This is a genomic window from Kitasatospora sp. CB01950, from assembly GCF_001905465.1.
In the GTDB taxonomy this organism is placed as follows: domain Bacteria; phylum Actinomycetota; class Actinomycetes; order Streptomycetales; family Streptomycetaceae; genus Kitasatospora.
This window is the reverse complement of sequence record NZ_LISX01000007.1, coordinates 246,511-265,261: the sequence shown is the minus strand read 5'-3', so window position 1 is coordinate 265,261 and position 18,751 is coordinate 246,511. Positions and strand designations below refer to the sequence as shown.

The window sequence follows — 18,751 nt, the reverse complement described above, 5'->3', positions numbered from 1 at the left end:
CGCTTTCGTGTCTACCGACGGATCGCCGGGCCGAGCGAGAGCAGGGCGTGCACCAGCGAACCGACCAGGGCCGCCGCGTCCGTCCGCCCACCGGACACCCGGAACAGCAGCGGGGCGTCCCGGCCGCGGACCCGGACCACCACCGTGCCGTCCGGGCCGGGCACCGCGAGCACCGCGCAGCCCGGGTGACGCCGCCACAGATCGTCCGCCGGTTCCGGGCCGGTGCCGTGCAGCACGTCCGCCAAGTGCCGCACCCGGGGCGGTTCGTCGACGCGGGCCGTCAGATGGCGGTCGGAGCGGGGCGGAGAGCCCGCGGCGGCCGGGAAGCGGACCGTCACCATCACTGCCACCGGGTGCCCCCCGTCAACGGGGCGGGCAGCGGCAGCGGCGGCTCGGTGGCCGGACAGGCCGGCTCGCCCAGGTTCAGCACCCGGTAGAGCAGACGGCGGATCCTCGGCAGGAACTCGCCCGGCTCCGAGGAGATCCGGGCGCCGATCTCCGCGTACGCCTCCGGCCGGTACATCCGGTCCGCGTAGGCGAGCTGGCCGGCCAGCGGACGCGCCGGATCCAACGCCGGGGCGGTCAGCGCCAGCTGCAGACCCGGTGAGCGCGGATTGACGTCCCGGTGCGGGAACCGGGCGATCAGGATTCGGGCCCGGGTGAGCGTCGCGTACAACGTCACCGAGCCGTGGTCGCCGATCACGTAGTCCGCCGCCACCAGCATCGGACGCCAATCCACTTCCTGCGTCACCAACGCCACCGATCCGCCGGACATCCCGTCGACCCACCGGCGCACCTGCCAACGGCCGTGCCCGGCCGCCACATTGGGGTGCACCACCAGTGCGGTGCGGAACCGCCCGGCGGGCAACTCGCGCACCAGCCGCGGCAGTAGCGCGTCCAGCCGGCCGAACACCGAGCTCGGACCCCAGGTCGAGCAGAGCAGCACCAGCTGTTCCCCCTCCGCCAGCCCGAGCGCCGCCCGGTACTCCGCCCGCCGGGGCAGCGCCGCCGTGATCCGGTCGTGGTCGCCGTCGCCGACCACCTCCGCCACCGGCAGCACCTCCGGGCAGTTCCGCTCCAACTCGATCAGGTCGTCCCGGTGCGCCAGCGCGTACGCCGCCGCGTTCGGCCGGCCCTCCCACAGCAGGTAGTCACGGCCCAGGCCGGACACCTGCCGCTCGTGCTGCCGCATCGGCGTGCCGGTGCCGTCGGCCTGCTCGCGGACGCCGGTGACCGAACCGACCGGCGGCTGCGGGCGGGCCAGCTTCAGGTGGCCCGTTCCGTGCGGCAGCCGCACCAGCGGGCCGTGCAACTGCTCGATCCCGCGCGAACCGGCCGCCAGGATCAGGTCGAACTCGGTCTGCACGGCCTGCTGCCACGGCACCACCGTGCCACCGAGCCGCATCAGGAACGCAGCCACCCCGTCGTTGAACGCGTGCGGCGCGACGGTGAAGACCACCTGCACCCGCATGTCCGAACCCAGCAGCTCGCAGAGCTCGCGCAGCCGCTGGCCGTACACCTCGGTGTGAACCACCGCAAGCACCCGCTTGCGGTCGGGCAGAGTCGCCCAGGACACGAGGCATCCCCCCTTTGTTCTCCCGGCCTTCCGCCGGACGGCAGTGCCCCGTGCACCGCCGCAAGGAAGAGATGTCCGCGCGCGGTGGCGGGGTGGCTGGAGAACCCTTGCGGGTCCTTGCGGAACCCTTGCATCAACTTCCTTGCCGGAAGCCGGAGTTGGCGATCGGCGGCGGGTCGGCATCGGGTCGGCGTCGGGTCGGCGTCGGGTCGGCGGAGAGGTGGCGGAGAGGTGGCGGAAATTCGGTGGCGGCCGGGGCAGGTGGGGACTAGCGTGGCCCGTGCCGATCGAGGGCGCCCCGTGCGGGGTGCGCGAGGCGCGTCGCAGAAGAGGAGGTGAGGACCGTGAGGCCTGTCCTTGCAGGTGTCGTTTCCCGCGTTCAGAAGTCCACCGAGTCCTGTACTTCCTCCAGGTCCGCGGCCGACCTCGATCCGGTGTCGCCCATGCGCTGACACGAGGTCGGCCGGGGGCCACCCGTTCCCCGAAGGGTTCACCCCGTGCTTTCCGCGACCACTGCTGCCCACCCGCTCTCCGGCCTCGGCTGGGACGAGGACCGGGCCGCCGCCTTCCATCCGCTCGCCGAGGCGGGCCTGCTCCCCGGGCGGATCACCCGCATCGACCGGGGCCGCTGCGATGTGCTGTTCGTCGATCCCGAGACCGGCGAGCCGAGCACGCTGCGCGCCGACACCAGGCCGGTCACCGGCGCCGACACCGTCCACAACCCGTGCACGGGCGACTGGGTGGCCGTCGACCCGGCCGCCCGACCCCTGCCCGCCCTCACCTCCGTGCTGTCCCGCACCACCGCGATCATCCGCAAGGGCGCCCACAAGCGCTCCGAAGGTCAGGTGCTGGCCGCCAACATCGACACCGTCCTGATCGCCGTCTCACTCGCCGCGGAACCCGACCTGGGCCGGATCGAGCGCCTGCTCGCCCTGGCCTGGGAGTCCGGGGCCGAACCGCTGATCGTCCTCACCAAGTCCGACCTGGTGCACGACGGCGAATTCGTCCGGGCGGACGTGGAGGCGGTCGCACCCGGGGTCACCGTGCTGACGGTCAGCGCCGAGACCGGCGACGGCATGGACGCCCTGCGCGCCCTCGCCACCGGCTCCTGCGCCCTGATCGGCCAGTCCGGCGCGGGCAAGTCCACGCTCACCAACGCCCTGGCCGGCGCCGACACCATGACGGTCCAGCAGGTCCGCACCGTGGACGAGAAGGGCCGCCACACCACCACCACCCGCGAACTCGTCCCGCTCCCCGGCGGCGGCGCCGTCATCGACACCCCCGGTCTGCGCGGCGTCGGCCTGTTCGGCGGCGAGGGCATCGACCTCGCGTTCGCCGACATCGACGAGATCTCCGCCGGGTGTCGCTACGACGACTGCTCCCACCGCACCGAACCCGCCTGCGCGGTCCGCGCCGCCCTCGCCGACGGCACCCTCCCCGAGCGCCGCTGGGAGTCCTACCTCAAGCTCCAGCGCGAGAACGCCTGGATCGCCTCCCGCACCGACGCCCGCCTCCGCGCCGAACGCGCCCGCCACCACAAGTCCCGCACCAAGGCGACCCGCAGCACCTTCCGGCCCTGACCGCCCACTGCCCCGCGCCCCGGACGAACCCGGAGTGCGGGGCAGTGGTACCAACGGCTCGTGGCTGAGCCTCGGCTACAGCATGGGGCACAGGAGCCATATCCCGAGCCAGGAGCAGGTGCCCGGCTCGCTGTTGCCGGGTGCCCCGGGTATCAGGTCCAGAGGCTCCGAGGCGGTGCGGTGGTTCACGAACGAGGCAGGCGTGGCATGGTGCTCGCCGAAGCCGTGACGCAGGGAAGCTCTTTGCACGTACGTTCTGCTCTTTCTCGGTGGCGGTCAAAGCCTTGGTGGCCGACCCTACCCAATGCGGTGCCAATGTCGCGAACCGGCTCCATCAAGTCCGGGAGGTTGGGTCGACAGCATGTGACTGCCGAGTAATTTGGCATGGCCGCATCGGCGATGTTCGAACGATATTCGAACGTGAATTACTGCGATCCGCCGGGCTTCGCGTGGGCTTCGGTCCGGAGTAGTTCCCGATAACGGTCCAGCGTCTCTTCGGTGGTTGTTCCGGTGCCCGTCCGCTCGCCGCTTTCGGTCGGGGCGGGGCGGCTGTGTCCGGCCGTGCCGGTCCGCCGGAGGTGGCTCGGCAGCAGCGGTTCGGCTTGGTCTAGACCATTGAGGGCGTCCACCGTCTCGCGCGGGGCCCCGATGGAGCGGGCTATCTCGTGGGCCTCCGAGTACGCGGCGAAGGCTGATTCCGGACTTCCCGAACCGAGCAGGATTTCCCCCATGGTATTCATTGCTCCGGCCTGATGGCGAAGGGCTCCGGATCGGCGGAATATCTCGATTGCCGAAGCGGCCAGCGATACTGCTCGGTCGAATTCTTCGGGGAGTTCCATGAGGCAGGCGAGATTCGATTGGGACATCGCCAGATCCATGGCTCCGATCAGCCCGTCTCCCTCGCTCAAAACCTCCTCGAAGGCCTTCCGGGCGGCGGATTTGTCGCCGAGCTCCAGATAGAGTCCACCGATATTGTTGGTGATCTTCAGGGCTGTCGACCGCTCGTCGATGCTGCGGAAGAAGGACAGCGCCTCGTGGAGGCTGTCGATCGCGCCCCGGGTGTCACCCAGCTCGCTCTGCACCATGCCGAGGTTGCCGACGGCGCGGGCCACCGCCGCGGCGTCGCCGAGCGCGCGCAGGATGTCGAGCTCCTCGCTCAGCAGTCGCTGGGCTCTGTGCAGGTCGTCCTGGTGCCAGTGCAGCTCGCCCAAGCGTCCCAGGGCGGCGGCGATGCCCCGGCGGTCGCCGGAGGCTCGGGCGAGAGTCAGGGCGCGCTCCCCGGCGCGCTCCGCCGAGGTGTAGCGGGCGACCCGCAACTCGGCTGTGGCCAGCGCGAGTTGTGCATGCAGCTCGGGGGCTTCGGCACCCCTTTCCCGCCAGTGCTCGGCGGCTGACCGGTGAATTTCGATCGCCTCGCGCCACAGCTGGCGGGTCTCTACATGCTCCTTGAGGGTGTGCGCGAGGACGGCCGCCGAATCGTGATCTCCCGTCGTGCGCAAGTGTTTTTGAAGGTCGATCAAGGATGCGAGTTCGGTGGCCACCCAGTGCTCCGCCCCCACCCCGCCCGCCGGATCGGCGTCGAAAATCCGGTCGCCCATGGTGAACTCACCACTGAACGTCGCCAGTTCGATTCGATGGCGGCGGGGATTCAGCTCCCGGTCGGCCCAATCAGCAGTGCGGCAGAAGTAAGTGACGGTTCGTCGTAAACAGGCGCGCCGGTCCTGCGGGGACTCCTCCTGCCGCACCCGGTCTGCCGCGTACTGGCGTACCAACGAGTGGTAGCTGAATCGCTCGGCCGAGTGTTCGGACAGCAGGTTGGCGGACAGCAGGTCCTCGATCAGCCGCTCCGCGCGGTCGGCCGGGCAGCCGATCAGGGCCGCGGCGGTGCGCAGGCCGAAGTCCGGGCCGGGGTGCAGGCTCAGCCGACGGAAAGCCATCTGATGCGCGGCCGAGAGGTCGTGATACGACATGGCGAGAGCGCCGTAGAGGCTGTCGGGGCCGTCTCCGAGTTCGTCCAGCAGTCCGTTCCGGGCGAGTCGGTCCGCGAGATGGGCAAGAGTCCAGGAGGAGCGGAAGCGGAAGCGTCCGGCGGCGAGACGGAGAGCCAGTGGGTGGTGGGCGCACAGGCGGGTGATCTCGGCGAGCCGGTCGACGTCCGCGGTCCGATCGGGGCCGGCCAGGCGGACGAACATCTCGGCGGACGCGGCCGGAGCGAGGGCGTCGAGCGGGACATTGGCGACGGCGGGGAGGGAGGCCATTCGGTGGCGGCTGGTCACCAGGACGAACGAGGCGGGTCTGGACGGCAGCAGTGGCCCGATCTGGTCGGGGCCCGCAGCATCGTCGAGGACCACCATGGCCTGCCGATCGGTGAGCAACTCGTGGCACAGGCGGATGAGTTCGTCACGCTCGACGGGGATCCGATCGGCCGGAACGCCGAACTGCCGCAGCAGCGCGGTGGCCGCCGCCTCGGGACTCGGGTCGTGCTGCGCGCCCGAATAGGTGCCGAGCCGCAGGAGGTGGACGCCGTCCGGGAAGTGGCCGTGCAGTCGATCGGCGGCGACGGCGGCGAGGGCGGTCTTTCCGCTGCCGGGCAGTCCGCTGATGGCGACCACCGGTCTACCGGGTCCGGTGCTCCGCCTGCCCCCGCGTCCGGGCCACTCGCCCTTGGCGGCGGCGGTGAGGAGTGCCAGTTCGTCCTCCCTGCCGACCAGTTCGGGAACGTCCAGCAGGCCTGCAGGCCGCTTCGTGGGGCCCGGGCGGCGGGCGGGGTGCGGGGCCGAGGTCCGGGCAGAAGCGGTCGGTGGGGCGGCCGGGTGAGGAATGAGGGAGGTGACGTCGACGCCGTTGATGATGTGGTGGTTGAGGGTGTTGAGGCGTTCGCCGGGTCTGGTGCCGAGGTCGTGGTCGAGCCGGCGGCGGATGTGGCGGTAGACGGCGAGGGCCTCGGCGATCCGACCGCTGCCGTAGAGGGCGGTCATCAGGTGGGCGGCGACGCGTTCGTTCCACGGGTTCTTGTCGGCGAGTTCGGCCAGGGTGGGGACGGGGTCGGCGTACCGGCCGAGACGTAACTCTATTTCGGAGCGTGTCAGTTGGGTGGCGAGCCAGCGGCCCTCCATGAACGTGCGGGTCTGTTCGGCCCACTCGCCCGGCAGCCCGGCCAGTGGCTCGCCCTGCCAGATGTCGTCGGCGTCGTCGAGGACATCGAGAGCCTGCCGGTCCTCGCCCGCTTCGACCAGGGTGCGGGCCTGCCGGGTCCGTCGGTGATAGGCGTGCCAGTCGATCTGCTCGGGTTCGGCATGAAGGGCGTAGGTGCCGGGGCGGGAGACGATCTCGACAGGGGGCTCGCCGAGTTCGGTGTCGAGTTCGGCGGCGTCGCGCAGAGTCGCCCGCAGCCGGGAGACGTAGGACTGCAAGGTGCCGGCGGCAGTGCGCGGGGGTTCGCCGTCCCAGAGGCGTTCGGCGAGCAGGGTGGGCGACACCGGCCGTTCGAGGTCGACGGCCAGGGCGGCCAGCAGGATTCGGACCTTCCGCGAACCGATCGGCAACGGCCTTCCGCAGGACGAGAGTTCCACCGCTCCCAACAAGTGCAAATACACCCGGATGCCTCCTGTCGCCGGTTCTTCGGACGCGCAGGAGGTGAGCATGGCACGGGTGGGGGCATGCTGCTATAGCACCTCGGAGTTTCCCATCGCCAGTTTTCTCGCATTGCTTCGTCCGTTGTCGCACTCTTCTGGTAAAAGCCGCCGCCCGCCCGAGGAGCGGGTGCCGGACCACCGGTTCGGGCTGCCCCAGCAGCCGCCACCTGGGCCGAAACTGCCTGGGACACAAGGGAGTTCGCCAGTTCGTGAGAAGCAGTACCCGGCGTCGGCGCGCCTCGGCGGGCAGAAGATCGTCCCACCTCCCGGTGGGGGATGCCGGGGGCTGTCGTACCAGTCCGACCCGGTCGTACCGATCGATCCAGTGGAGGAATGAGCACGTGGAAGGCCACCGCAATTCCGTCACGGGCCAGGCCAAGATCGAGGGCGTGGCCCTCCAGGCGGGAGACATCAGGGGGGGCGTGCACATCCATTCACACGCTCCGGCGCTGCTTCCAGTACCTCAACAGCTTCCGCCCGCCCCTGCGCGCCTCCTCGGGCGCGAGAGAGAACTGGCCATGCTCGACCGGGAGTTGGAGTCCGCATTGCCGCAGGGCGGACGTTGCCTGGTGCTGATCGGACCGGCCGGCGTGGGCAAGAGCGCGCTTGCGGGGAGTTGGCTGCGCAGTCGGGCGGAGGAGTTCCCGGACGGGCTGTTCTATGCCGACCTGCGCAGTCATGCACCCGGTGGTCCGACCGATCCGGTCGAGGTGCTGGGCGCGTTCCTGCGGGCGCTGGGCCTCGCCCGGGTACCCGGTGAACTGCACGAGGCGGCCGCGCTCTGGCGGTCCGCGACGGCGAGCCGCCGGATCGGCGTCCTGCTGGACAGCGCCGCCACCGCCGCTCAGGTTCGCGCGCTGCTGCCCGGCGCCGAGCGTTCCGTCACGGTGGTGACCAGCCGTACCCGGCTGGGCGGGCTGTTCATGGACGGCGCGGGGTTCTTCCCGGTCGGCCTGATCGACCCGGTCGCGGCCACCGAACTGCTGGCCCAGCGGGTCGGCGCGGATCGGATCGCCGCCGAGCCGATCGCCGCCGAGCAGGTGGTGAGCCGCTGTGCGGGCCTGCCGTTGGCCATATGCGTGGCCGGTGCGCGGATGGCGTCCAGGCCCCGGCAGCCGCTCGCGGCGACCGCCGAGGCGCTGCGCCGTGAGGCCGATCGGCTGGCGGCCCTGCGGATGGACGGCGAGATGGCGGTGCGCGGCGCACTGGACGCCTCGTACGGGCTGCTGGACCGGGCGACGGCCAGGCTGTACCGCATGCTCGGACAGCTTCCGGTGCTGGACTTCACGCCGGAGACGGCCGGTGCTGCCGTCGAAGTCTCGCTGGACGAGGCCGACGGCGGGCTCGACGCGCTCGCCGGGGCGCACCTGTTGGAGGAGCGCGCCGGTGGCCGCTACCGGTTCCACGACCTGGTCCGGCTCCATGCCGGCGAGCGCGGCCGAGCCGAGGACACCCCCGAGCAGTGCGAGGCCGCAGTGCGGCGGGTCGGCGAGCACTACCTGGCGGCGGCGACCGCCGCCGAGGCGCTGATCATGCCCAGCCACCGCAGCCTCGCCCGGGACTACCACCAACCTCCGCTGCACGCAGCCGAGTTCGAAGAAGAGGGGGAGGCACTCGGCTGGTTCGACCGGGAGCGCGACCAGCTCTCCGCCGTGCTTCGGGACGCGGCCCGCAGCCGCCGGTACACGCTGGTGTGGCAGTTGGCCGACGCGATGCAGCCGATGTTCATCCGCCTCAAGCCGCACGCGATGCAGGTGGAGTCCCACGCCCTGGGGTTGGACGCGGCCCGGAAGGCCGGGGACCGGATCGCCGAGCAGCGGCTCCTGACCTCCGGCGGGCAGGGGCTGCGCAGTGCCGGCCGGATCGGCGAGTCCGCGCAGTGGTACGCGCAGGCCCTCGTGGTGGCCCGGGGGAACGGCGACCGGCGGGCCGAGGCGCAGGCCCTGACCGGGCTCGGCCACGCGCACCGCATTCTCGGCGAGTTCGACTCCGCGCGGGCCCGGTTCGCGCAGGCCTTGGTCCTGCGCGAGGCGCTCGGCTACCGGCGGGGTGTCGGCCTGATTCGGATCGCGCTCGGCGAGGTCGCGGTGGACGTTGGCGACGAGGCCGAGGCGGTGCGCCAACTATCCGCGGCCATAGCGGACTTGACGTCGGTCGATGATCCGTACGAGGTGTGCCGGGCGCGCGCGATCCGGGGTCGGGCGCATACCCTGGCCGGGCGGTACGAGCAGGCGGGGGCCGAATTGGAGACCGCCCGGGCCGGGTTCGACACGGCGGGCTCGACGCACTGGCGGGCCCGCAGCACCGAGTGGCTCGGCGAACTCGCCCTGGCGCAGGGCGAGTCGGACCTCGCCCGGGAGCGGTTCACGGTCGCGCACGAGCTGTATCTGAGCGTCGCCGCACCGGACACCGCCCGGCTGGCCCGCCGGATGGCCGATCTCGACGGGCGCGACTGACTCGACGTCAGAACAGCTGCCCCGCGTCCTCGCCGTTCTCGTGGGCGAGGAGCCAGCGCTTGGCGTCGATGCCGGCGGCGAAGCCGGTGAGGCTGCCGTTGGCGCCCATGACGCGGTGGCAGGGGCGGACGACCAGGAGGGGGTTGGCTCCGACGGCGCCGCCGACGGCGCGGACGGCGCGGGGGGACTGGCCTGCGGCGTCGGCGAGTTGGCCGTAGGTGACGGTGGTGCCGTAGGGGATGTCGTCGAGGGTGTCCCAGATGCGGCGGCGGAACTCGGTGCCGACGGGCGCGAGCGGCAGGTCGAAGGTGGTGCGTTCGCCGGCGAAGTACGCGGTGAGCTGCTCGACGGCGGGGGCGAGCGCCTCCGGGTCGGGCTGCCAGTCGGCGGCGGGTTCGGCGAGCGCGCCCTTCTGGCCCGGGGCGGTGACGGCGGTCAGGGCGAAGCCGCGCTCCTCGTCGAGGGTCCCGCTGAGCAGCAGGGTGCCGAGCGGGCTGTCCATGGTGGTGAAGACGGTGGTCATGCCGGTTCCTTGCGGGTGCGGAGGGCGGTGTGATGGGTGGTGCGGTGGGCGGTGTGGTGGGCGGAGGCCGCCGACCACAGGTGGTGCAGGGCGTAGGAGCGCCAGGGCGCCCAGGCGGCGGAGCGCTCGGCGGCGGTGCGCGCCTCGCCGCTCTCGCCGAGGGCGCGCAGGCCGTCGCGCACGCCGATGTCGGTGGGGAGGAAGACGTCCGGGTCGGCGAGGGCACGCATCCGGAGGTAGCCGACCGTCCACGGGCCGATGCCGGGGAGGGCGAGCAGGTCGGCGGCGGCCTGTTCGCGGTCCACGCCCGGGTCCAGCCGGACGGTGCCGTCGGCGAGTGCGGCGCACAGGCCGAGCAGCGCGCGGCGGCGGGCCTGCGGCATCGCCAGGTGCTCGGGGTCGGCGGCCGCGAGGGCCGCGGCGGTCGGGAACAGCAGGCGCAGGCCGCCGTCCGCGGCGGGCAGCGGGGCGCCGTACGTCTCGGCGAGCCGGCCGGCCAGGGTGCGGGCGGCGGCGACGCTGATCTGCTGGCCGAGGACGGCGCGGACGGCGAGTTCGTGCGGGTCGACGTGGCCGGGGGAGCGCAGTCCGGGCCGGGCGGCGGCCAGCGGGGCGAGCAGCGGGTCGGTGGCGAGCCGGGCGTCGACCGCGTCCGGGTCGGCGTCCAGGTCGAACAGGGCGCGCAGCCGGTGCACGGCCGTGGTGAGGTCGCGCAGGTCGCTCAGCGTCAGCCGGCAGTCCAGCCAGCCGCGGGTCGACGGGTCGCCGGGCGCGAGGCCGTCGACCTCGGCGATGCCGTGCCCGTACGGCAGGGCCAGGGTGCGCCGGTAGGTGCGGCTGCCGGGGCGCGGCCCGGGGACGACCTCCTCGACGCCCGGAACGGCCCGCAGTGCGAGGAAGTCCAGCAGGTGCTCGGTGTCGAGGGCACCCCGGTAGGCGAGCCGCAGCGCGAGCGGGCCGGCCGCGACGGGCTGGCGGCGGTGGCCGCCGTGCTCGGTGCGCAGCGTGCTGGGGGTGCGGTCGTAGACCTCGCGGATGGTGTCGTTGAACTGCCGCACCGAGGCGAAGCCGGCCGCGAACGCCACGTCGGTGACCGGGAGTTCGGTGGTCTGCAGGAGCAGCCGGGCGGTCTGGGCGCGCTGCGCGCGGGCCAGTGCGAGCGGGCCTGCGCCGAGTTCGGCGGTCAGCTGCCGCTGGAGCTGCCGGGCGCTGTAGCCCAGCCGGTCGGCGAGCCCCGCGACACCCTCGCGGTCCACCACGCCGTCCCCGATCAGCCGGACGGCCCGGCCGACCAGGTCGGCACGGTGGTTCCACTCGGGCGAGCCCGGCACCGAGTCGGGCCGGCAGCGTCGGCAGGCCCGGTATCCGGCGCCCTGAGCGGCGGCCGCGGTCGGGTAGAACGAGCAGTTGGTGCGCTTCGGGGTGGTGGCCGGGCAGCTCGGACGGCAGTAGATGCCGGTGGTGCGGACGGCCGTGAAGAACACCCCGTCGAAGCGGGCGTCCCGGCTGTGCACGGCTCGGTATCTGGTCTCGTCGTCGATCACGCCATCCAGTCTGCGCCATCACCGGGGCCCCGACTGGCGGGAATCGGACATCGCCGTGCGAGTGCCGTGGGAGTGCCGTGCGAGTGCGGTTCCGGTGGTTCGGCGGTGGCGGCGGTTTCAGCGGCTTCTGCGGTTTCAGCGGGCCGGGTCGGTGCCCGTGAGGGAGTGGGCGAGGCGGTCGAGGCCGGGGAGCGCGTGCATGACGGCGGCGCGGTCGGTGGGGGTGAGGGCGGCGAGAGCGGCGGCGAGGCGGCGTTCGTGGGCGCTCTGCCAGTCGCGGAGCTGCTGGTGGCCGGCCTCGGTGAGGGCGATCCGGGCGGTGCGGCGGTCGCCCGGGTCGGGCTGGCGGTCGACGAGTCCGGCGTCGAGGAGCTTGGAGATCAGGCCGCTGACGGTGTTGGGCGCGAGGCGCTGGCGGGCCGCGAGTTCGCCGACCCGCATGGGGGCGACGGCGAGGGTCTGGAGCAGTTCGACCTGGGCCATCGGCAGCGCCTCCCACGGGAACTCGGACCGGATCGAGCTGCGCAGCGCGCGGCGCAGCCGGGTGATCACGTCGGTGAGCTGCTGGGCCCCGGCGAGTGCGTCGGTGTCCGGCGCTAGGGGGCCGGGCGCGGGTTGGGGCTGCGAAGACATGGCGGACAGCGTAGCGCCAGGTGCCGTCGGCGCTGTCCGGTGTGTGTCCGTTGACCAGCGAAAACCGTTGCCGGGCGCAACCGGATGCCTCGGGTTCGGAAACACTCCTTGAGCGATTATGTCGGTAGCAGATATATTCGAACCATGGCCGAACCCGCCGTAGCCCCGAGGCTGCTCGACACCCTGCCAGGCACCCTTCAGGACGTCCTGCAGCGCGCCGAACGCCCGCGTCCGCGCGCCGTCGCCCGCTGGCCGCACGCGCACTGGCTGGCCGTCGGCACGGTCTGCGTCGGCGCGTTCCTCGGCCAGCTGACCGCGAGCGTCACCTCGCTGGTCTTCCCCGCGCTGGAACACCGGTTCGACGCGGGCTTCGCCGCCGTCGAGTGGGTGTCGCTGTCCTACCTGCTGGTGCTGGTCGCGCTGCTCGCCCCGGTCGGGCGGCTGTCCGACCTGGTCGGCCGCAAAACCATGTACCTGGGCGGTTTCGCGGTGTTCGCGGCCGCCTCGCTCGGTGCCGGACTGGCCGACAGCCTCGCAGTCCTGGTCGCCTGCCGTGCCGTACAGGCCGTCGGTGGCGCGATGATGCAGGCCAACAGCGTCGCGCTGGTCGCCCGCGGCGTACCCGAACGGGCGATGCGCACCGCGCTCGGCATCCAGGCCGCCGCCCAGGCCCTCGGCCTCGCGCTCGGCCCGACCCTCGGCGGCCTGCTGGTCACCCACGCCTCCTGGCGCTGGGCGTTCTGGGTCAACGTCCCGATCGGCGTGCTCGGCATCCTGGCCGGCTGGTTCCTGCTCCCGCGCACCTTCCCCGCCGGCCGCCGCGAGGCTCGCCCGGAGGGGAACGGCGGACGCGTCGACCTGGCCGGCGGGCGGAGCGGTGCCGGGCGGGTCGATGGCGGGCGGGTTGACAGCGGGCGGGCAGGCAGGCGGAGCGGTGGTGGGCGCTTCGATGTGGCGGGGCTGCTGCTGCTCGGCACGGCGTCCACCGCGTTGCTGCTGGCGCTGTCCGCCGCCTCCGGACTGCCGTTGCCCGGCTGGGCGGTGGCTGCGTTGGCGCTGCTGGCGGTCGTCGCGGCGGCCGGGCTGGTCCGGCAGGAGCGGCGTGCGGACCGGCCGATCGTTCCGCCCGGGCTGGTGAACACCCCCGGCATCCGGGCCGGGCTGGTCGTGGCGCTGATCGGTTACCTGCTGCTGTTCTGTCCGCTGGTGCTGGAACCCGTGATGCTGGCCGGACGCGGCGTGCCCGCCGCCACCGCCGGACTGGTGATCACCGCGCTGCCCGCAGCGTTCGCGCTGGCCGCCACCGTCGGCGGCGCGCTGCTGCCGCGCGGCTGGGGCGACGCGGTCCGCTGCCGCGCCGGCGCGCTGCTGGCCGCCGCCGGGCTGCTGGCGCTCGCGCTGCTGCCCGGGTCCGGCCCCGGCGCGGTGGTGCCCCTGCTGGTGGCCGGCTACGGCCTCGGTCTGCTGCTGCCCGCCAACAATGCGCTGGTGATGCGGGCGATACCGGCACAGAGCTCGGCCGTCGGCGGGGGCCTGGTCAACATGGTGCGCAGCCTCGGCACCGCGCTCGGCACCGCCCTGCCGGTGCTCGCAGTCCACCTCGCCGGCCCGGCGGTCGGCGGCCGGGTGGTCCTGCTGCTGCTCGCCGCAGTCGCCCTGCCGGCGGCCCGGCTGTCTGCCGGCTGACCGCGTCCTCTGCCGTACCTGCCCCGGCGGTGCCGCAGTGCGTGCGGTCGATCGGCTGCGGCGGTGCTCGTAGTCCACCCCGCCCTTGGTGTTGCCTCAGTGCGTGCGGTGGTGCCCCGGTGTCTGTCGGCCGACCGCTTCCCCTCCGTACCGGCCCCGGTGTGGTCGGTCGGCTGTGGGGGTGTGCGTCGTCACTCGCTGTCGCGCCTCTCGATGACCAGGATGCGGGCCTCGGGGGCGGGGTGGGCCACGTGTTCGTCTCCGGGTTCGACGCAGCACACGCGGCCCGGGGTGAGGTGTTCGACCCGTTCTGCGCCGTCGATGCGGTAGTGCATGTCGACGGCGCCGTCGAGGACGACGAACACCTCCGGGCCGTCGTTGACGTGCCACCGGTACGGCTGGTCCGTCCAGTGCAGTCGGACGGTCGCGTTGTCCAGTGCGACGAGGTCGAGAGCGCCCCACGGGCGTTCGGCGGTGAAGGAGGCGGGGTCGAGGAAGCGCACCGGTGGATCTTTCCGTGCAGGGGCCGCAGGGGCCGCAGGGCCGGCTCTTTCCTCCATCCTGCTCGGGGAGACCGGCCGGCGAAGCAGACAGGAACGACTGATTGCGTCGAAATCCTGCCACCCGGCCCGGCAGGTGCTGCGGTACGACGGGAGCGCCGCCCGGAGTCTCCGGACGGCGCTCCTCGGGTACGAAGGGTCAGGACGTCGGCTGCGCGCCGCGCTCCGTGAGCATGCCGGTGATCAGGTCGATCTCCGCCTTCTGCCCGTTGACCATGGTCTGCGCGAGTCGCTTCTCGATGTCGTTCTTCGCCGCGTCGACGTACGCCTGGGCCATCTCCACGCCGCCCTTGTGGTGGGCGAGCATCAGCTGCAGGTAGAACACCTCGGCGTCCCGGCCGCTGAGCGTGCGGAGCCTTTCCAGGTCCGTGTTGGTCGCCATGCCGGGCATCAGCGAACCGTCGTGCGCCTCGTACGTGTGGCCCATCCACGCCATCGGCTTGGCCGCGCTGGCCTGGGTCAGGCCCCACTGGTCGAGGAAGCCCATCAGCATGCCGCGCTGGTTCGCCTGCGTGTTGATGATGTCGAACGCCAGCGTGCGGACGGCCTGGTCCTGGGTGCGGTCGCGGACGATGAACGACATGTCGATCGCCTGCTGGTGGTGGGCGGCCATGTCGCGGGCGAACCCGGCCTCGGCCGAGTCCGTGCTCGGCGCGGACGACGAACTGCCGGCCGCCGGAGTGCCGCTGGAGACCAGCGCGGGCACCCCGAGGCCGAGCGCGACCACCGCCGCCAGCGCGGCAGGCCACCACAGTGCCCGGCGGCGCCGGCCCTCGGGCTGCTCGGCCGCCTGCTCCTGGCCGCCGGTCACATCGTGCCCGAGCTGCAGGACGCGCCCGGCTCCTGGGTCTGCGGACCCTGCACGTACTTGGTGAAGAACTTCTCGATCCGCGGGTCCTGCGCGTTGTCCACGGTCAGCTGGGTGCCCCAGGCGGTCAGCGTGATCGTGCCCTGCTCGTCCGGGTACGGGCTCATCAGGCTGTACGGGGTGGTCTTGACCTTCTCGCCCAGCGCCTTGATGTCGTCCGGGGTGGCCTTGCCGTTGTAGGTGACCCAGACCGCGCCGTGCTCCAGCGAGTGCACCGCGTTCTCGTTCTTCACCGGCTGGTCGTAGACGTTGCCCATGCAGGTCGCCCAGACCGGGTTGTGGTCGCCGCCGACCGGCGGGGTCTGGTCGTACTTGACCTCGGTCTGGACGTGGGTGCGGCCCAGCTTGTCCCAGGTCTTGACGCCCTCGATCGGCGCGGCGTCCGCGGCGGCCTTGGCGTCCTTCTTGTGCTTGGCGTCCAGCGCCAGCCAGGTGCCGCCGCCGGCCATGGCGAGCACCAGGACGGCCGAGACGCTGATGGTGAGGATCTTGTTGCGGCGCTCGCGGCGCTGCTCGACGGCGCGCAGCTCGGCGATCCGGGCCCGGCGGTCGGCCTGCTGGGCGGCCTTGCTGCCCGCCTTGGGCTGCTTGCCGGTGGGCTGGGAGGACTGCTTGGAGGCGGAACCCATGGATGTTGTCCTTGTCCCCGCCGTGCGGCGCACGGCGGTCTGCGGTGGGGTGGGGGCGGCGGAGCCGCCGACCGCCCCGGGAACGGGGAACGGGTCGGCGGTGGGTTCCGCTCAGGACCGGTGAACCTGGAGTGCGTGCAGGTCGGGCGCGTGGTGCGGCGCCGGTCGGACATCGACCGCCGGGGCGGCGGGCGATGCGGGAGGAGCCACCAACTGCGGCAGGACGACCGCGCCGGGCTGCGGGGGCGCGTTCGGGAGCTGCGACTCCGGGCCGCAGAAGGAGTGACTGGAACAGCCGTGGCCGGGAACCCGGTTCGGGCCGTCCGCAGTGCACAGGATGCGCACGCCGGAGTCGTCCGGCGCGAGGGAGTGCTGATGACCGGCTGCTGCCGTGGCCCGGTCCGCGAGGACGGCGGCCGCCGCCGGAACGACGGTCGACACCGCCTGCACGGACGTGACGGCCCCGGCGGACGTGGCGGCCCCGGCGGGCGCGGAGCCTGCGGTGCGGGCGTTCGCCGCGCACGGCAGAAGCGCCAGTAGAGCGGCCAGCAGCACGGACCACAGCACCGCCGCCGGGCGGAGCGCCGCGTAGGCGGTTCCTTCCCGGGGTCGAGTGCGAAGCCCTGGCGCGGTCATGCGCACATATTAATCAGCCGATCGGGTGAAGCGATGCCCCCCTTGGACTGTGAATTTCCGTCGCGGAGCGCCCGACGCAGCTCATTCGGACCGGCAGTGGCCGGAACCTCCCCCCGGCGTCGGTGCGATGTTCCGATTCCCGGACAGCGTCGTCGACCTTCGGAAGAATGACGTGACAACCGGCATTTCCACGGAGCAATCAGGAGCCGTCAGTTGAACGAGCAGGGCGCACCCAGGCAGACCCGACCCGACGACGCCTGGTGGCACACCGTCTACGCGGGCCCCGCCGGAACCCTCCCCGACACTCCCGACGCCGTCCCCGACACCACCTCCGTGGACGACTGGTTCACCGCCGCCGCCGGCCTCTTCGGCGAGAGCGCACCGCCGCCGTCCGAGAGCGGGGCGACCGAGGTCACACCGCCGCCGGCCGAGAGCCGCTCGGCGGAGAGCGACTCGCCTGAGAGCGGGGCGACCGAGAGCGGGACGGCCGCGTTCGTGCCGCCACAGCGCAGCTGGGCCGAGGCTGCGTGGCCGAAGCTCCAGCCTGCGGAGGACGCGCAGCCGACGGCCTCCCCTGCGCCAACGGGCGGTGCGGTGACGCGAGTTGAGGCAGAGCCGGGCGTCTCGTGGCAGAAGCCCGAAGCGCCGGTGGCGGAGCCCGAGTACGAACCCGGGCCCGAGTCCGCGCAGGAGCCCGAACAGCAGCCCGACGCCGCTCCCGCGCCCGCCGCGGAGGCGGCGGCAGAGACGTGGGAGCCGGAGCCCGTCGCGCCCGAGCCCGCCACCGTCGCCGAGCCCCGGGTCGCGGCCGCGCCGCCCTCGCAGCGCGGTGCGCCGTGGCGGGAGCCCGAGGTGCCGGCGGTGCCGCATGTCGGGGAGCGGCCGCCGACGTACGCCGCCGAGCCGACCGCGCTGCCGGTCACGGACCCGGCCGGGCTGGCCGCCGTGGTGCCGGACACGGCGATCGACGGCACCCAGTTCGCGGGGACGACGCTGCGGGCCGTGTCGATCCGCGGGGACTCCGCCCGCTACCGGGGCGAGCCGCGCCGCGACGCGCTGCTCACCGTCCGCTTCGGGGACGCCGAGGACGGGCTGGTGCTGACGGTGCTCGCGGGCCCGGCACGCCAGGCCGACGCCGTGTGGGGTTCCGCGGCGGCGACGGACGCGGCCCGGCAGCTGGCCGCCGCGATCGGGCGCAGCCGCGCCGAACTCGCCGCCGACCTGCGGGCGGGGGCCCGCGACCGGCTGCGGTACGGCCTGCAGCGGATCGCCGTCCAGGCGGCGGCCCGGCTGCGCGGCGAGACCGCGGGCGCGGACGAGGAGCTGCCGCCGCCGTCGGAGGACGCCGGGTCGCTGCACTGCCTGCTGATGTCCACGGACCCGGCGGCCACCCACCGGGCGGCGTTCGGCACCGGCCCGGGCGGCCTGTACCTGCTGCGCTCGGGCCACTGGATCGACGCGTACGCGGCCCGGCTGCTCCACCATCCGGACGGCCAGCCCCCGTTGCCCCCGGCGGCCCTCCCGGCGCCGCGCCCGTTCCGGTTCCGCCTGGTGCCGGCCACCTCCGGCGACATCCTGCTGCTCTGCACCCCGGGCCTGGCCGCCCCGATCGCGGAGGAGCCGGCCGTCGCGCACTTCCTGTCCAGCCACTGGGCCCACCCGCACCCGCCGGGCACCGTCGACTTCCTCCGCCAGATCCAGGTCCGCGCCAAGGGCTACGCCGACGACCGCACCGCGGCGGCCGTCTGGACGGAGTAGCCGGCCGGCCCGCGGCTACGGCGCCGGCGGGACGCCGAACAGGGCGTGGGCGGCGGAGGCGGCCTGGGCGGTGGCGGCCGGCCGGGTGGCGGCCGGGAGTCCGATGGCGAGCGGGATCGCCAGGCCGTCGAGGAGCGCGCGCAGTTGGGCGGCGCGGGTGGCGGCGGGCGCGGTGGGGGTGAGCACGCCGGTGGTGACGCCCTCGGTGATGAGGGCGGTGAGGTCGTTCTGCCAGGGGGTCTCGATGTCGAGCTGGCCCTGCCGGAGGTCCGCGGTGCCGGGGGAGCGGCTCCAGACCTCGATCCACAGGATCCACCGGGGGTCGCCGGGGCCCTCGGGGAGGTAGAGGTCGATGTAGCGGGCGAGCCGTTCGAGGACCGGCAGGTCGTGGCGGGCGAGTTCGCGGGTGCGGCGCTCGCCGAGCTGGGCCTCGCTCCAGCGGAGGGTCTCCAGCAGGAGCTGGTCCTTGCTGCCGAAGTAGTAGAGCAGGTGGCCGGCGCTCATTCCGAGCTGCTGGCCGAGGCCGGCCATGGTGAGGCGGGCGAGGCCGTGTTCGGCGATGGCGGCGCGGGCGGCCGCGTACACCTCCTCCCGCGGGCGGGCCGGGCGGCGGGTGCGTGGCGGGGCCATCCGCTCTCCTCGTTGCTGGCTGTCCGGCATCCAGTTT

General features: G+C 73.3%; 15 protein-coding genes. 4 read left to right on the top strand and 11 right to left on the bottom strand.

Annotated elements, in window-relative coordinates:
* Positions 1-11 precede the first annotated feature (11 nt).
* Together AMK19_RS19845 and AMK19_RS19840 are read right to left on the bottom strand one after the other, a co-directional pair.
* Positions 12-350 carry a hypothetical protein gene (locus AMK19_RS19845; RefSeq protein WP_143200299.1) on the bottom strand — a complete coding sequence of 113 codons (339 nt, stop codon included), beginning with the start codon at positions 348-350 and terminating at the stop codon, positions 12-14.
* On the bottom strand, positions 341-1,576 hold the full coding sequence (locus tag AMK19_RS19840) for a hypothetical protein (protein ID WP_073813515.1): 1,236 nt from the start codon (positions 1,574-1,576) through the stop codon (positions 341-343). The genes AMK19_RS19845 and AMK19_RS19840 overlap by 10 nt, the downstream gene beginning before the upstream one ends.
* A 497-nt stretch (positions 1,577-2,073) precedes the next feature.
* Here AMK19_RS19840 and rsgA point away from each other — a divergent pair, with 497 nt between their 5' ends.
* Positions 2,074-3,156, top strand: a complete 1,083-nt coding sequence (gene rsgA / locus AMK19_RS19835; RefSeq protein ID WP_073813513.1) for a ribosome small subunit-dependent GTPase A — start codon at positions 2,074-2,076, stop codon at positions 3,154-3,156.
* A 425-nt stretch (positions 3,157-3,581) separates the two neighbouring features.
* Here rsgA and AMK19_RS19830 read toward each other — a convergent pair whose 3' ends face one another.
* Positions 3,582-6,701 carry an AfsR/SARP family transcriptional regulator gene (locus AMK19_RS19830; protein ID WP_073813511.1) on the bottom strand — a complete coding sequence of 1,040 codons (3,120 nt, stop codon included), beginning with the start codon at positions 6,699-6,701 and terminating at the stop codon, positions 3,582-3,584.
* Between the two features lie 299 nt (positions 6,702-7,000).
* On the opposite strand from AMK19_RS19830, the gene AMK19_RS19825 reads away from it, so the two are divergent.
* The gene (locus AMK19_RS19825) at positions 7,001-9,247 is read left to right on the top strand and encodes an ATP-binding protein (RefSeq protein ID WP_338015805.1); all 2,247 of its coding nucleotides are present in this window, start codon (positions 7,001-7,003) and stop codon (positions 9,245-9,247) included.
* Positions 9,248-9,254: 7 nt separating this feature from the next.
* Here the strand turns inward: AMK19_RS19825 and AMK19_RS19820 are convergent, their stop codons facing one another.
* From AMK19_RS19820 to AMK19_RS19810, 3 genes are all read right to left on the bottom strand, one after another.
* Positions 9,255-9,770: a methylated-DNA--[protein]-cysteine S-methyltransferase gene (locus tag AMK19_RS19820; RefSeq protein WP_073813509.1), complete on the bottom strand. Its 516-nt coding sequence runs from the start codon at positions 9,768-9,770 to the stop codon at positions 9,255-9,257.
* Positions 9,767-11,314, bottom strand: a complete 1,548-nt coding sequence (locus AMK19_RS19815) for a DNA-3-methyladenine glycosylase 2 family protein (protein WP_073813507.1) — start codon at positions 11,312-11,314, stop codon at positions 9,767-9,769. Before AMK19_RS19815 ends, AMK19_RS19820 begins: the two co-directional genes overlap by 4 nt.
* Positions 11,315-11,449: 135 nt before the next feature.
* Positions 11,450-11,947, bottom strand: a complete 498-nt coding sequence (locus tag AMK19_RS19810; protein WP_073813505.1) for a MarR family winged helix-turn-helix transcriptional regulator — start codon at positions 11,945-11,947, stop codon at positions 11,450-11,452.
* A gap of 144 nt (positions 11,948-12,091) precedes the next feature.
* On the opposite strand from AMK19_RS19810, the gene AMK19_RS19805 reads away from it, so the two are divergent.
* Positions 12,092-13,633, top strand: a complete 1,542-nt coding sequence (locus AMK19_RS19805; RefSeq protein ID WP_073813503.1) for an MFS transporter — start codon at positions 12,092-12,094, stop codon at positions 13,631-13,633.
* A 191-nt stretch (positions 13,634-13,824) separates the two neighbouring features.
* Here the strand turns inward: AMK19_RS19805 and AMK19_RS19800 are convergent, their stop codons facing one another.
* From AMK19_RS19800 to AMK19_RS35330, 4 genes are all read right to left on the bottom strand, one after another.
* Positions 13,825-14,136, bottom strand: coding sequence for a cupin (locus AMK19_RS19800; protein WP_073813501.1), 312 nt, complete (start codon positions 14,134-14,136; stop codon positions 13,825-13,827).
* Positions 14,137-14,332: 196 nt separating this feature from the next.
* On the bottom strand, positions 14,333-15,004 hold the full coding sequence (locus tag AMK19_RS19795; protein ID WP_241844489.1) for a DUF305 domain-containing protein: 672 nt from the start codon (positions 15,002-15,004) through the stop codon (positions 14,333-14,335).
* Positions 15,001-15,690 carry a DUF3105 domain-containing protein gene (locus AMK19_RS19790; RefSeq protein WP_073813499.1) on the bottom strand — a complete coding sequence of 230 codons (690 nt, stop codon included), beginning with the start codon at positions 15,688-15,690 and terminating at the stop codon, positions 15,001-15,003. The genes AMK19_RS19795 and AMK19_RS19790 overlap by 4 nt, the downstream gene beginning before the upstream one ends.
* A gap of 111 nt (positions 15,691-15,801) precedes the next feature.
* Complete coding sequence (locus AMK19_RS35330; protein WP_143200298.1) at positions 15,802-16,326, bottom strand: hypothetical protein; 525 nt, start codon at positions 16,324-16,326, stop codon at positions 15,802-15,804.
* A gap of 213 nt (positions 16,327-16,539) precedes the next feature.
* Between AMK19_RS35330 and AMK19_RS19780 the strand changes: the two genes are divergently transcribed.
* Positions 16,540-18,084 carry a protein phosphatase 2C domain-containing protein gene (locus AMK19_RS19780; RefSeq protein WP_073813495.1) on the top strand — a complete coding sequence of 515 codons (1,545 nt, stop codon included), beginning with the start codon at positions 16,540-16,542 and terminating at the stop codon, positions 18,082-18,084.
* A 15-nt stretch (positions 18,085-18,099) separates the two neighbouring features.
* Here the strand turns inward: AMK19_RS19780 and AMK19_RS19775 are convergent, their stop codons facing one another.
* Positions 18,100-18,714 carry a TetR/AcrR family transcriptional regulator gene (locus AMK19_RS19775; RefSeq protein ID WP_073813493.1) on the bottom strand — a complete coding sequence of 205 codons (615 nt, stop codon included), beginning with the start codon at positions 18,712-18,714 and terminating at the stop codon, positions 18,100-18,102.
* Positions 18,715-18,751: the final 37 nt, after the last annotated feature.